We start from the raw sequence: 14,173 nt of genomic DNA on the forward strand, positions 1-14,173 counted from the left end.
ACGCCTTACTACTCACTCTTTTTAATAAGTCGTTTTATACGACCACCTCGGCGCTGAGCGTACCCAGCAATACCGATGGATATTAGTAACGTTGCACCATTGAACAGAGGTTCAATATAAAAGGCACCACCTAGCTGCTGAATGCCGGAAATACCCACCGCCAGAATAGAGACCCCGATAAGAGTACCCAGCACATTCACTCGTCCAGGTCTGATCGTCGTTGAACCGAGAAAAGCCCCAACTAACGCGGGTAAGAGAAACTCCAAGCCAACATTCGCCTGACCGATACGCAGTTTCGCTGCCAACAACACCCCAGCAAAAGCGGTTAATAGACCAGAGGTAACAAATGCCCCAATGACATATTTTCGGGCTGGAATACCATTCAAATCCGCTGCTCTTGGATTCGCACCAATCGCATAAAGGCAACGACCTAGAGGCAAGCGTTCAGTGACAATCCATAGCAAGATAGCAATGCCCATCACGTAGAATGCAGGTGCAGGTAAACCCAAAAAGAAAGCATTTGAAAGAGAATAGAAATCGGCATCCAGTGAACCAATTACCTGACGCCCTCCGGTATACCAAAGTGCAACGGAATAGATCACTGTGCCTGTACCTAACGTGGCAATGAAGGAATCAATTTTCGCCATTTCAACTAACAGGCCATTCAGAAGACCAAACAGCATGCCACAAACTAGAACGACGAAAACCGCCATTTGCCAGCTCATGCCAAATTTGGTTTGAAGGCTAATCGCTAAAATGTGCCAAAGCACAATGCCATAACCAACGGTTAGATCCATCTTCCCCGTCAACATGGGTATCATGGCCGCCAATGCTAGAATCGCGATAATGGATTTATCACTTAAAATTGAGCGTAAATTCAGCATGGTCGGAAAAGTATCCGGTAATAATACGGAAAAAAACAATATCAACAGTAGGGTTAAAATAGGTAAACCATACACGGGAAGATAGCGCCCAATATGGGAAAGTACCCCCTCATTTACTGAATTTTTATCGTTATGGTCCGGCTCTAACGCCGTAGATTTTATGGAAGTCGTCATCGTCTGCTACTCACTATAATTTTTATTTTAGCCAATCAACTTTTTGTAGGAACGGGGAAAATTAATTAACGGCACCATCTGCCGAAGCCACCTCCAGCATATTGGCAAAGGTCATCTCATTTTCAGTTAACTCTTTATGAATGCGCCCTTTGCTGAACACATAGCAGCGATTGCAAATTTTCTCTATTTCTTCAAAGTCAGTAGACACCACAATCACAGTGAGGCCATTACTCACCGAGGCTTTGAGCAAATTATAAATTTCTGCTTTTGCTCCCACATCGACACCCGCTGTAGGCTCATCCAAAATCAAGACTCGCTTATTTAAGTTTAACCAACGCGCCATAATGACTTTTTGCTGATTACCGCCACTAAGATTCTCAATGGTTTGGTCAGGATCTCTTGGACGCACATCAAAACGATCTATCAAATCGCTCGCAATATTCTGCTCTTTGGATAAGGTATTTAATGCAAATAAAGGAGGGTTACCCAACAAGGGGTTAAGAAAAAATTGTCTTGAACCGACATGGACATCGCAAGATTTTCTGCACGTTCGCCAGCCACATAACCGATACCAGCATGAATGGCAGCGGAAGTAGAGTCTAGGCTGAGCAATTTGCCATCTAGGCGTACTTGACCATTAAATATTGGATAGTCACCAAACAAGGCGCGCCCAACCTCTCCTTGACCGCCACCGCGCAAGCCAATCAGACCGAGGATTTCACCTTGTTTTACGTGGAAAGAAACAGGGCCAACGTTGCCCGCTTCAAAGTTAGAAACGTCAAGCACAGTTGGCGCGCTAGGGTCTACACTGAGACGCTGGAAATCTTTTTGGGCATTCCCCACAATCAGCTCTACTAATGCTTTCGCCTGCATACCCTGAGTGGCGCATTCTGCAACCAAACGACCATCACGCATAATCACCATACTGTCGGAGATTTCCATGACTTCGTCTAATCGGTGAGAAACATAAATCATGCCAACACCTTTCTGACGCAAATCACGAATCACTTCAAATAAGCGCGCCACATCGGCGGCAGGTAAACTCGCAGTAGGTTCATCGAGAACAAGAATTTTTGCTTTGCAATACACTGCACGCGCAATGGCGATAAGAGACTGTTCTGCACGTGATAAGCGAAATACTCGAGTACGTGGATCAATGTCTGCGTTAACACTGGCTAACGCCTCTGCGGCACGTGCGTCCGTTGCTTGCCAATCGATTAAGCCAAACTTTTTACAATATCCCATGGATAACGCCATGTTTTCTGACACTGTCATCCAGTCGACTAAACCTAAGTCTTGATGAATGAAAGCAATCTCATCATGGTGTCTGTTTTTTTGATCTAACTTGACGCCTTGATAGAGGATCTCACCCTGATCTTCTTGATAAATACCCGCTAAGGTTTTGATCAAAGTCGATTTACCGGCACCATTTTCCCCCAATAGCGCCACGACAGAATGCGAGCCTACGTTAAAAGACACATCATTCACGGCCAAACTATTGCCAAAACGTTTGCTCACATTCTTAAACTGCAAAAGAGATGTTACTGACTTTTGTTGTTCACAAGCTTCCAACATGACCTCTCCCCACTTACATTATTTTTATTGTTAAGTAATCGATGTCTATTAACGCTGATATTTACCCGTCTTACTGTGTGAGTTGTTGAATCTGACTCCAAATATCAGGGTGAATCTCAATGCCACCGGCTTTTTCATGCTTATCAATAAAGGCTTGTATTTTGGATCCAGCAATAGAAACCTCACCACTTTCAGCAGGCTCTGATGCCAAAACATAGTCACGAATACGCTGCATTTCTGCTGCAAACTGGTTTTTTTCGATGGTTTTGCTTAGGTCAATGGCAATCAAGAATTGCGATACACCAAACTCACCGTCTTGATCTTCGGTAATGGCCGGAACTGAGCGGCCGCCTGTGATGGCCGTTAGCATCATATCTAGCACGATAGACATAGATGAACCTTTCCAAAAACCCATTGGAAGAACACGTTTGTTTTCCCAAATAATATGAGGGTCTTTGGTCAAATTGCCTTCATTGTCATAACCACCAACAACAGGCAATTCTTTATCGGCTAAGACATGATTCTGTAGCTGACCATAAGAGAATTGAGACATAGAACAATCAACCAATACAGGGGGCTCACCTGCAATGGCCATAATCAGCGGATTGGTTCCGATGCGATGATCTTTCCCTCCCCAAGCGGGCATTACAGCAATAGAGTTTGTCGCCGCAATACCAGCAAAGCCTTGGCGAGCCATTTCCAATACATAAGCTCCACCGCGCATCCAATGATTTGAATTACGCATACCGACCATACCAATGCCATACTCACGGGCCAATTCCATGGCACGATCAGCACAAATTAAACCATTCAAAACACCCGGCCCATAATGACAATCCCACTGCTCTAGTGCGCCCATCTGATTGACACATTCTGGGATAGCATTGAGCTGAATTTGCCCTTTATCTACTTGACCAATAAAGACCGGAAAACGATTGATACCATGAGAGTAAACCCCTTCATTCGCCATATCTGCGAAACCTGTCGCTAGACGTTTAGCCATGTCAGACGCCATGTCTCGAGATAAGAGAATTTTTTCATACGTATTTTGAAGTTGTTCTACCGAAATGATAGGCATAATAAGTGCAACCTTAATTCCGTATTACGGAATATATTGTTATTGTATTTCCGTATAATGACACAAAGCCAGAATATGTGAAGCTTTTTTAATCAACTTTTATATTTTTTATTCACAGACAAAGCTAATCGCTTAATTTTTAAATAAAAATTAAGCGATTGAATATCGAGGAAGGACATTTGAAAAAAAGGGGAAGAGACAATTCATCAGTATTGCTCATTAACAGAGCAAACGATTACTCTCTTAATAGACGCAACTAAAGCAGTAAACCAGATTCATGAGCAATACGTTCAAGCGTGGCCTTGGCATGAGCAATGTCTTCATACCAATGATCATTCTGCGCCCACATTTCTATGACAAAAGGCGCCGCATAGTCTATTTCTGCCAGCGTTTTAAAAATGGCATGAAAGTCAACTTCACCTTGACCAATAACCAAATCACGGAACTGCCCTTTGCACTCAGGTGAGACGCGTAATGTGTCTTTGAGATGAATTTGTACAATATGATCTTGACCAAGTTTTAACTCCGTTGGCACATCATGATTCCAGCCAGAAATATTGCCCACATCCGGATAAGCCATGAAAAACGGAGAAGGAATTTCGCGTTTCAGCACCTCAAACTTGCTCAAGGAATTTAAATACGGCGTATCCATGATCTCTACACCAAGCAAGACACCCGCTCTCTCAGCCATTTTGACAGCACGTTGCATGCCTTCTACAAAACGACGATGGGTTTCTTTTGACTGCGGTTCATAATAAACATCGTAGCCCGCCATCTGAATACAACGAATACCAAGCTTGTAAGCCAATACAATGGCCTTTTCCATAATCTCAAAAGCGCGCTCCCTTACCTTATCGTCCATCGAGCCAAAAGGGTATTTACGGTGAGCACTCAAACACATTGATTGCAGTGGCATATCCAGTTCAATGCAAAGATTTCTGAGCGCATAAATGTCCTCATCGGACCAATCAAGGCGGGCTTGTCGATCCGTAGTTTCATCAACGGATATTTCAAGAAAATCAAAACCTAACGCTTTAGCATTAACTAAACGCTCACGCCAGCTCAGCTCAGCAGGCATTGCTTTTTCATAAATACCCAGACGGAACTTCTTTGCAAAATTAATCACAGCATCACCTCAAAATAGTTTTGCCTCGATGAGCTTGGCGGTCTTTGCTATCGTCTCAGCCAAGGAATCAAAGCCTAATCGAGCCATCTTAGGCGTCAGTGATGACACACTAATGGCGTAAATGGGCATTCCATCTTTATTGAAAACTGGAATGGCTACGCAGGAAATACCTGCTTCATTTTCTTCATCATCAATCGCAAAACCTCGCTCTCTCACTCGTTCCAACTCTTGAAAGAATGCGCCTTTTTCCAAGATTGTATTTTCCGTTAGCTGTCGCATTGTATTGTGATTACGCTGCCAGTAAGCTTCGCGTATCTGGTCTGAGGCGAAAGCTAAAAAACATTTACCCGCAGCCGAACAGTAAGCTGGCGAATGCAATCCAATATAGGTTCGCGTACGAAACGAAGCATTGCTTGGTTCTAACTTGTCCTTGAAAAGGATGTTATCCCCATCAAACGCCAAGAAATTTACCGTTTCATTAATGACATCAAGTAATTGCGTTAAATAAGGTTTCACAAAACCAGTCACATCTGAATTTAACGCCACCTGCCCCACATGCAATAGCTTCATCGTTAGTCGATAGTCACGACCACTGGATAGCTGAGTAACATAGCCCGCACTTTCATATGTTGAAAGAATGCGGTGGGCTGATGACTTGGTCATCCCTGTTTGCTTTGCAATCGTCTGCAATGAGGCGCCATTGGGAAATTGACCTAAAAACTCCAATACACTTAACGATTTTAGAAGTGACTTTATTTGTTCACTCATTCATACCTACCAATATTTTTTAATTTCATTATGGAAGGATTCAGCAATCGATCGACCTTCTTCACTGACCAATGCACGGCCTGCGATAAAAGACTTCACCTTAAGATCTTTAAACAGATACAAATCTTCGGGCACAATGCCACCCGTGATAGATAATTCGATGCCTAAATCCGATAACGCTTTCATTTTTATTAGATCTTCTTGCGTCCATGTCACGCCCGCTAATTCAGCGTCTCTTGAGCGATGATAAATAGCTTGTGTAATGCCTATATCAACCCAATCCTTAGCATCCTCTAATGTCCAGTGGCCATATAGCTCAATTTGAATTTCACCAGAACATTCTTCAGCCACTTTATACGCGGCGCGAATGGTCTCTATGTGTGCCGCTGCACTCACAGTGACCCAATTAGCTCCTGCCGCCAATGCCATTTTCGTTAAAATAGCACTAGCGTCGGTGATTTTCATGTCACAAACAATAACATGTTGAGGGTATTTTTCGCGCAGCAAAGTGACACTTTTCACTCCATGAGCGAATGCCAAAATAGTACCTATTTCAATAACATCCACATAATCGGCAATATTTTCTACAGATGCCATCGCTGTCTGTATATCAGTGGCATCTAATGCGACCTGCAATAAAGGTTTAGTCATAGCGATTCCTTCAATAATGAACATTTTAATTAGGCTTTTTCAAACTGTTTACTTTCAAATGCTTTGCTCTCGAACTCTTTAAATAGATTAACCAATTGCAAATAGCGCTGATACTTGTGTTGGTAAGCGTGATAGTGGCGTGGATTTGGTTCTATTCGTTTCGTCTGAATGTTCATTGCTGCTAAGCCCAATTCAATACTAGCGTATTCACCAACACCAACCATGGCCATCAAAGCCGCACCTAAAGACCCCGTTTCTTCAATACTAGGAATTTCCACCGACATCCCCGTTAAGTCCGCAAGCATTTGCATCCACACCTCAGAAGTCGTCGTCCCTCCAGTCACTCTAAGAACAGAAGCACGAGGAAAACGGACACGCATACGATCTAAATGAAGGTTATGACAGAACAGGATTCCTTCCCAAATAGCCTGAATCAAATGACCTTTTGTGTGATGGGCTTGTAAGCCATAAAAGCCTGCTTTAATACCCAGGCCCATATTAGAACCATAAAGGAAAGGCACAAAAAATAGCTCGCTAGCGGCAGCGGGTAACTCAGAGACCAGCTGTTGATTAGTCTGATGATCTATTTCACCATCCTTGCCTAGGTAATCATGAAACCACTCATAATTGCTTGCCGAGGTTGGACTGGCATCATGTATGATGTATTGCTTATCTAAGACATAATGACCATACACATAGTTGTAATTTGACTCTTTTATGTCTGATTCAGAAGGAATACCAGTCGCAATACCTGAGGTCACAGCCCAAGTACCTGTCACATAATTAAGGGTATTCTCATTCGCATTAATACCAGAGCAAATCGCGGTCGAAACCACATCAAACAAGCCGCCAAACACCGGAGTACCAGCCTCTAAACCCGTTTCTTCCGCCACTTTTTGAGTAACATAGCCGGCAAGCTCATCTGGTTTAATGATCGGAGGGAGCGCAGAAAACACCTCTTCAATACCAAACATTCTCAGCAATTCAGGATCATATTCACCGCTAGTAGCATTAAAGAAATTACTCTCTGATATATTGGTTAATTCAGCGGCGATGTTACCTGTCAGACGATATCGTAGGTAATCATGCGCCATCAAAATAGCACCGATCTGACGATAGTTTTCCTCTTCGTTGTCTTTTAACCAGCGAACAATGGAAACAGGGTGCCCTGTCCATAAGGTTTGTAATGTCATTGGGTAAATAGCTTCAGGGATTTTGTCTTCTTGCCACTTTTTCACGATACCGAGGGATCTGGAGTCCGACGAGATAATACCATTGCGTAAATTCTCGCCCTTTTTATCTAACAGATACACTCCTTTTCCTTGGGCTGAAATACTTAAGCCTTTTATATCAGCAGCCGCAATGTCAACGGATTGAAGCAGTTTAACGATAGCGGATTTCGCATCGCTCCATAAATCGTCTAGGGCACGCTCTACCCAGCCTTGTTGCTCGTTAAGCACTTTCGCAGACACTTTTGCAATGGCTATTTGTTGACCGTTACTGTCTAACAAAGCGGCTTTCATGAAGGTACCACCAGAATCTAAGCCAATAAAATAATTCATCGGTCTTCTCCTTCAGACAGAAAAAGCTGATCTATTAAGTCCGCCAATACCCAATCATCATCGTTTGTTGCTGCGGTGACTCTATCCGCTAGCTGCTGTATAGCCTCATCAGCATTCAACATAGCAACGCCCATTCCAGCCAACATCAACATAGAAATATCGTTATGATGATCACCGACAGCCACGACTTGCTCAGCTAGAATATCTTTTCCTTCTAGGTACTTAGCCAAGGCGGTACCTTTGGTGTTGCCAATGCGAGCAAAATCTATTCGATTTGCCCAAGAATATTCCCCATTAAAGTGCTGCTGCACAAAAGGTAATCCAGCAAAATGATCGGCCCTCTTACCTTCAACAACAAATTTCCACACATGAGGGTGATGTTCAATTTCGTGATGAAAATCGTTAATTTTATGTATTTGCGGACGATTTTCTCTTGGAAAGGAATTTGCCCATTCAGATAACGATTCCACATATGGCAAAGGACGATATTTCGAGTGAAGCATGGCATTAGTAACATACATAACTGTCGTCAAATCATGCTCTGCTGCAAGTGAAACAAACTGTTTTGCCACATCTTTTTGCAAAGCATTGTGTTCTAGCACTTGCTCATTTTGATAATCGTAAATATAGGTACCATTGCAGCAAATGATCGGTGTTGTCAGCCCTAGCTGCTGATAATAAGGCCTCGCTGTCGTATGGTGACGTCCTGTTACTATTAGAATCGGGATACTCTCAGCTAAAATGCGGATTTTATCAATCAAAATAGGACTAATAGTACGATCAGATTTCAGCACAGTGCCGTCTAAATCAAGCGCCAATAATTTATACATAATCTCTACTTCTTTTGACCATAGTAAGCATTCTTACCATGCTTACGCATGTAGTGTTTATTCAGTAGTTCGTCTTGTACTTTTATTTGCTGATTCAACGCTCGGGTTCCAATTGCCATCGCAGAGATTTCTTCTAACACCACGGCATTATGCACCGCATCAAACGCGTCTTTACCCCAAGAAAAAGGCGCATGACCAGAAATGATGGCACCAGGAACCGCCACTTCATTGATGCCTCGTCGTTGGAACTCCTCAATGATGACAAAGCCAGTATTCTTCTCGTAATCATTTGCAATCTCATCGGCCGTCAACATTCTGGTGCAAGGAATATCACCATAAAAATAATCCGCATGAGTCGTGCCTAAGGCAGGAATATCTAATCCTGCTTGCGCCCATATAGTCGCATGGCGCGAATGGGTATGAACAATACCGCCGATAGTTGGAAACGCTTTATAAAGTTCTATGTGCGTTGCGGTATCACTCGATGGATTCAAACTCCCTTCAAGGCGTCTCCCATCAAGATCAATGATGACAATATCGTCGGCCGTCATTGCACTGTATTCCACACCAGACGGCTTAATCGCAATCACACCTCTGTCTCGATCAATTTCTGACACATTGCCCCATGTAAAGGTCACCAAGCCATATTCAGGTAGCTGTAAATTGGCCTTCAATACTCTTTCTTTTAATGTCTGATACATGATGATTCTCGAAAAATAATCTGCATATAAGGATTTTCTAGCTTATTTAAAACGCCTCTAGACTCGGCACTTAAACGAATAGAAAGCACCGAGCCAAGGCTTTATGACTACTTTGATGCGGCTAAAATATCGTTGATCATTTTGTCACCATGCTCTTTAATAAAGGCATCCCAAACAGGCTTAACGGCTTGCTGGAAAGCCGCGCCATCGACATCTCGGTTGACTTTCATGCCATCTTTTTCCAATTGAGCAATCATAGAATCTTCTTTTTCAATACTCAGCTTGCGCTGCATCTCAACAGCTTCCTGCGCTACTTGCGTGATAATCGATTGATTCGCAGGGCTTAATTTATTGAAGGACTTTAAGTTCATCGTAAAGGCAAGAGGCGAATAAGCGTGTTGAGTCAAACTTAAGAATTTCTGCACTTCATAAAACTTAAAAGACAAAGTCACGCCGATAGGATGATCTTGTGCATCAACAACACCTGTTTCTAGTGCGGTATAGAGCTCCGAAACCGGAATTTGGGCCGGATTCGCACCTAACATATTAAACATATCGTTTAAGGCTTTAGAATTATTGACCCTCATACGTAAGCCTTTTACATCAGCGGGAGTACGAATTGGCCCTCGGCTATTGGTCACATTACGATAGCCATTTTCTGGATAACCTAGACCTTTTAAATCAAAGGCTTCCATTTGTTTAGAGACAGACTGACCTACCTCTCCATCTAACACTTTGTAAGCAGTTTGGCGATCAGGAAACATAAAAGGCAAGGTAAATGCAGCCGATTCAGGTAAAAGGCCTGAGTAGTTATTCAGCCCAACAATAGAGAAATCGACTAAGCCAAATCGAGTACTCTGAATCATTTGCTCATCATTACCAAGCTGACCCTGAGGAAAAATATTAACTTTGACGTCACCATTGGTTCGAGCTTCCACTTCTTTCTTAAAAAACACTGACATGTCTTGCTGCAGATCTGACTCTGGAGCGGCATGTGCTAACTTTAGTGTCGTCTCCGCAAAACCTGAAGTTGATAAAACAGCACAGGAAACAACGGATACCAGACCAACACCTTTAAATAATCTTTTTATTGTTTTCATTATTTTCTCCTTGGGTTATCCAATAATAAATTTCATCGGAACAGTGATGATGCTGGGAAATACTATGAAGAGTATTAACAGCAAAACATAAGCGCCTATGAAGGGTAAAATCCCCTTCACAGAGGTAGAAATAGAGACTCGAGACACGCCACACACGACATTTAAAACCGTACCAACAGGAGGCGTAATCAGACCAATAGAGGTGTTAATAACAAACATTAAGCCAAAGTAAACCGGATCAATCCCCGCCATTTTGACGATGGGCATTAACAACGGAACTAGGATTAAAATGGTTGGACTTAAATCCATCACCATACCCACTAAGAAAACCAGCAACATGATCACTGCCATTAACAAACGAGGGTTGTCTATCATAGGGGCTAGAATTTCAGCCAGTTGTTGAGGAAGTTGTGCCACAGTAATCAACCATGCAGCGACCATGGCACACCCAACTAAAAACATCACCATCGCTGTAGAACGCCCTGCCCGACCCAGTACGTAATACAAACGTTTGAAGCTCAGCTCTTTATAGATAAAAGCGGATACGAAAATAGCGTACACAGCAGCGACAACCGCGGCTTCTGTTGGGGTAAATATACCGAAACGAATACCACCCAAAATGATAATCGGAAGAAACAATGCCCAGATTCCGTCTTTTAACGCTGCTACTTTCTCTTTTACAGTGGCTTTTTTCTGTAGTGTCAAATTCTCTTTGCGGACAATAAAACTCCATAGAAACACCAGTGTCACACCCATTAACAAGCCAGGAATAATACCGCCAATAAACAAGTTTTTAATGGAAATACCACCCGCAACACCAATCAAAATGAGCGGAATAGACGGTGGTATAACTGGGGCAATAATGCCACCAGACGCCAACAAGCCGATGGATGAGCCTTCTGGATAATTGGCTTTCTTCATCATTGGATAGAGGATACTGACCAAGGCAGCCGCATCTGCTACCGCTGAACCAGACAAACCGGCTAATAAAATAGAAGTGAAAATTGCGACATAGCCCAGTCCACCTTTACGATGACCAACAAAGGTATTGGCAAGACGCACAATACGCTCAGAAAGACCGCCTGTCGCCATCACTTCCCCTGCTATCAAGAAGAAAGGAATCGCCAACAAGGTAAAGCTGTCTACACCGCCAATCAGTGCCTGGGACAGAATGTCCGCACTAAACAAATCCATATGTAGCATTAGCGCCATAGAAGACAGCAGTAAAGCAAAAGAAACAGGCAGGCCCAGTAAAATAGATAAGATCAACACACCAAGAAAAATAAAAAGTGTCATTCGTCATCCTCCTGTTCCAATAACCAGCTAGGATTAAAGATTCGAACCAGAGAAATCAGACCAATCAACAAACCTGAAATCACCCCAGCTAGGGCAAATAATGCCGACGGTAAACCGGTTAAAGGAGAAATATTATGCCAATTGGCTAAGGTTTGATTTAACGCACCAATGAATAACATGCTAGATGAAATGAGAATAACCAACCAAATAAGTCGGTTTAAAATCGGCACGGCAGACGGGAAAAAACGCTCAGAAAATTCGGTTACGGCAAGATGCTCCCCCCGACGTAACACAGCGGCAGCTCCCAACAAAACAATCCAAACAAGACCTAACCGCGATAGTTCAACAGATGAACGTATACCGGATGAAAAACCATAACGCAGAACCACATTAGTAAAGACCAGTACCACCATCACAGCCAAAATACTTGTGATCAGTACGTCAATAATCTTCCACATCCACTTTATTATTTTTTTCATGGTGTAAAACCTCTAAAAACTGAATGGGAAATCCCATTAACTGCTTTTTATACTTATTATTTTCGTTTGATCGTTTACTGTCAGAGTGTAGAAAACAGTAAAACCGACCAATATTCCGCAATACGGAATACTTTAAAACTATATTCCCGTATAATGACACAAAAATAAATTAAGTGAAGCTTTTCTGTACAGTTTTTTAGAAATTTGCGACTTAAGAAAAATAGGCATAAAAAAACTGCCTATCTTGATCACAAAAGATAGGCAGTTCAGTAGCGTGTATTAAAAGCGTGTTTTATAGATCATAAAAAACATGATCCTAAATGAACTACCGCTTCTTAAAAATCCCACTGGCAATAACGACGCCGATGCTGACGAAGATGAGTCCGGCGATGGAGTAGTTTTCTAGATGTTCGCCAAGTACTGGAATGGCGATGAGTGCGGCGAGTACTGGGGTGAAGGCGCCGATGGCGGCCATGTTTTCAGCGCCGAGTTTTTGGATGGCGTAACCGTAAGAGAACCCTGTCATCAAACCAACGAGTATACTTTGCACAAAAATTTGCCCTGCCAACATATCCCAAGAGGCGTTCGCTAAGCCGCTGGAAGCTAATCCAGTTGCCCATAAAAACGCCAGCGCGATCAAGGATACCAAGCCCATCAACGCTGTTGATACCAAAGGCGGTAAACCAGCGATACGCAGACTCACGGTATACACAGCCCAAAAGAAGCTAGCAGCAAGCAATAATAAATCGCCTTTCCAGGTGTTCTCAGGCGCAGTAAGCAGCGACAAGCTGAATAAAACCACCACGCCTGCACAAACGAAGCTCAACCCAATCTTGCGTTCACGGCTGACTTTTTCTTGATAAAAAAGCACGGCCAACAAGGTTACGAAGAAGGGAAAGGCACCAAGAATCAATAAACCTGCGTGAGATGCTGGCGCGTATGTCAAACCGGTGGCACTTAGGTAGAAAAACGGTAAGCCTGCACCACAAACGATACCGAGCAAAAGTATGGGAGAAACGGCTTTTACTTGAGGCTCTAGCGCGCCATAAGAAAGGAAACAGTAATAATGCTGGCGGAGAAAATCGCAGTATACCTAAATCAAAGGCAGTCAAGGTGTTGGTCATACCAGCACGCATACTGACCAGCCAAGAAGCCCAAATCAAAATACTCACCAAGGCAGCTAATAGACCAAGGCGAAAGCCCCAGCCAGTGGCGTATTGTTTGTATTTTGGCGGCTCTTGAGCGGACATGGATGATGTGTGTTGTGAGACTGTTTGCGGCATAACCACCTCGCGGGAAATCGATAGCTTTATTATCTGCTCTCATCCGCGAGCATGTCCTTGCTATTTACCCTCAAGAAAGGATATTTTTTAGCATATAACACTCAATTCGATTCTATAAATTACTAAGTGTGCCAATATGGATAAAACAGACCTAGATATTCTCTCTCATCTGCAATCAGACGGACGTCTGACTAACGTGGCATTGGCGGAGGAAATCCACTTATCGCCCTCGCCTTGTTTACGCCGCGTGAAGCAATTGGAAGACTCTGGTGTGATCGAGGGTTATCACGCTCGCATTGATCGTCAAAAGGCAGGATTCTCCATGACGGTGTTTGTGGAAGTGCGTTTGAAAAGCCACGCAGGCGATAAACACATTGTGTTTGAGAAGGCGATTTTGGAGATGGAAGACATCATTAGCGCGCATCTTGTGTCTGGCATTGCGGATTATCGATTAGAGGTGGTGGCCGTCGATTTACAAGATTACGAACGCATTCTGAAAGCCTTACAGTCCTTACCTCATGTCAAAGACATTCAAAGCCACTTTGCTATTCGCTCGGTAAAAACCGCGGCGCCATTGCCGCTAAAAAGAATCTCCTGATCTCTCCCCATTTGTCAAAGCGTAAAACGACAAAACCGTTTATCTCTCGATAAACGGTTTTGTCTGTG

At 43.2% G+C, this 14,173-nt stretch carries 16 protein-coding genes; 1 reads left to right on the top strand and 15 read right to left on the bottom strand.

Annotated features, from left to right (window positions below):
• Positions 1 to 8: 8 nt before the first annotated feature.
• From AC0L6V_RS15270 to AC0L6V_RS15340, 15 genes are all read right to left on the bottom strand, one after another.
• Positions 9 to 1,058: an ABC transporter permease gene (locus AC0L6V_RS15270; protein ID WP_265218017.1), complete on the bottom strand. Its 1,050-nt coding sequence runs from the start codon at positions 1,056 to 1,058 to the stop codon at positions 9 to 11.
• A gap of 61 nt (positions 1,059 to 1,119) precedes the next feature.
• The gene (locus AC0L6V_RS15275; RefSeq protein ID WP_418138393.1) at positions 1,120 to 1,485 is read right to left on the bottom strand and encodes an ATP-binding cassette domain-containing protein; all 366 of its coding nucleotides are present in this window, start codon (positions 1,483 to 1,485) and stop codon (positions 1,120 to 1,122) included.
• 35 nt (positions 1,486 to 1,520) lie between these two features.
• Positions 1,521 to 2,633, bottom strand: a complete 1,113-nt coding sequence (locus AC0L6V_RS15280) for an ATP-binding cassette domain-containing protein (RefSeq protein ID WP_418138394.1) — start codon at positions 2,631 to 2,633, stop codon at positions 1,521 to 1,523.
• 70 nt (positions 2,634 to 2,703) lie between these two features.
• On the bottom strand, positions 2,704 to 3,711 hold the full coding sequence (gene yiaK, locus AC0L6V_RS15285; RefSeq protein ID WP_409418743.1) for a 3-dehydro-L-gulonate 2-dehydrogenase: 1,008 nt from the start codon (positions 3,709 to 3,711) through the stop codon (positions 2,704 to 2,706).
• A gap of 256 nt (positions 3,712 to 3,967) precedes the next feature.
• Positions 3,968 to 4,837 carry an L-ribulose-5-phosphate 3-epimerase gene (locus AC0L6V_RS15290; RefSeq protein ID WP_265218021.1) on the bottom strand — a complete coding sequence of 290 codons (870 nt, stop codon included), beginning with the start codon at positions 4,835 to 4,837 and terminating at the stop codon, positions 3,968 to 3,970.
• Between the two features lie 9 nt (positions 4,838 to 4,846).
• Complete coding sequence (locus tag AC0L6V_RS15295; protein WP_111639086.1) at positions 4,847 to 5,605, bottom strand: IclR family transcriptional regulator; 759 nt, start codon at positions 5,603 to 5,605, stop codon at positions 4,847 to 4,849.
• A gap of 6 nt (positions 5,606 to 5,611) precedes the next feature.
• Positions 5,612 to 6,256: a 3-keto-L-gulonate-6-phosphate decarboxylase UlaD gene (locus AC0L6V_RS15300; protein WP_265218022.1), complete on the bottom strand. Its 645-nt coding sequence runs from the start codon at positions 6,254 to 6,256 to the stop codon at positions 5,612 to 5,614.
• A 29-nt stretch (positions 6,257 to 6,285) separates the two neighbouring features.
• Positions 6,286 to 7,818 (bottom strand): FGGY-family carbohydrate kinase, encoded by a 1,533-nt coding sequence (locus AC0L6V_RS15305; RefSeq protein ID WP_265218023.1) that lies wholly within the window; start codon positions 7,816 to 7,818, stop codon positions 6,286 to 6,288.
• Complete coding sequence (locus AC0L6V_RS15310; protein ID WP_265218024.1) at positions 7,815 to 8,648, bottom strand: Cof-type HAD-IIB family hydrolase; 834 nt, start codon at positions 8,646 to 8,648, stop codon at positions 7,815 to 7,817. The genes AC0L6V_RS15305 and AC0L6V_RS15310 overlap by 4 nt, the downstream gene beginning before the upstream one ends.
• Positions 8,649 to 8,653: 5 nt before the next feature.
• Entirely contained in the window at positions 8,654 to 9,349 is a 696-nt protein-coding gene (locus AC0L6V_RS15315) for an L-ribulose-5-phosphate 4-epimerase (RefSeq protein WP_265218025.1), read from the bottom strand.
• Positions 9,350 to 9,456: 107 nt separating this feature from the next.
• A complete protein-coding gene (locus AC0L6V_RS15320; RefSeq protein ID WP_265218026.1) occupies positions 9,457 to 10,449 on the bottom strand; it encodes a TRAP transporter substrate-binding protein in 993 nt (330 codons plus the stop codon).
• Positions 10,450 to 10,464: 15 nt separating this feature from the next.
• Complete coding sequence (locus AC0L6V_RS15325; RefSeq protein WP_265218027.1) at positions 10,465 to 11,745, bottom strand: TRAP transporter large permease subunit; 1,281 nt, start codon at positions 11,743 to 11,745, stop codon at positions 10,465 to 10,467.
• Positions 11,742 to 12,224: a TRAP transporter small permease gene (locus AC0L6V_RS15330; protein ID WP_265218028.1), complete on the bottom strand. Its 483-nt coding sequence runs from the start codon at positions 12,222 to 12,224 to the stop codon at positions 11,742 to 11,744. The genes AC0L6V_RS15325 and AC0L6V_RS15330 overlap by 4 nt, the downstream gene beginning before the upstream one ends.
• Before the next feature lie 325 nt (positions 12,225 to 12,549).
• Complete coding sequence (locus AC0L6V_RS15335) at positions 12,550 to 13,227, bottom strand: DMT family transporter (protein ID WP_265218029.1); 678 nt, start codon at positions 13,225 to 13,227, stop codon at positions 12,550 to 12,552.
• Between the two features lie 95 nt (positions 13,228 to 13,322).
• Positions 13,323 to 13,550 (bottom strand): hypothetical protein, encoded by a 228-nt coding sequence (locus tag AC0L6V_RS15340; protein WP_265218030.1) that lies wholly within the window; start codon positions 13,548 to 13,550, stop codon positions 13,323 to 13,325.
• A gap of 93 nt (positions 13,551 to 13,643) precedes the next feature.
• On the opposite strand from AC0L6V_RS15340, the gene AC0L6V_RS15345 reads away from it, so the two are divergent.
• Positions 13,644 to 14,105, top strand: a complete 462-nt coding sequence (locus AC0L6V_RS15345) for an Lrp/AsnC family transcriptional regulator (RefSeq protein ID WP_265218031.1) — start codon at positions 13,644 to 13,646, stop codon at positions 14,103 to 14,105.
• Positions 14,106 to 14,173: the final 68 nt, after the last annotated feature.

The sequence above is a fragment of the Marinomonas sp. G8-14 genome (genome assembly GCF_055808935.1).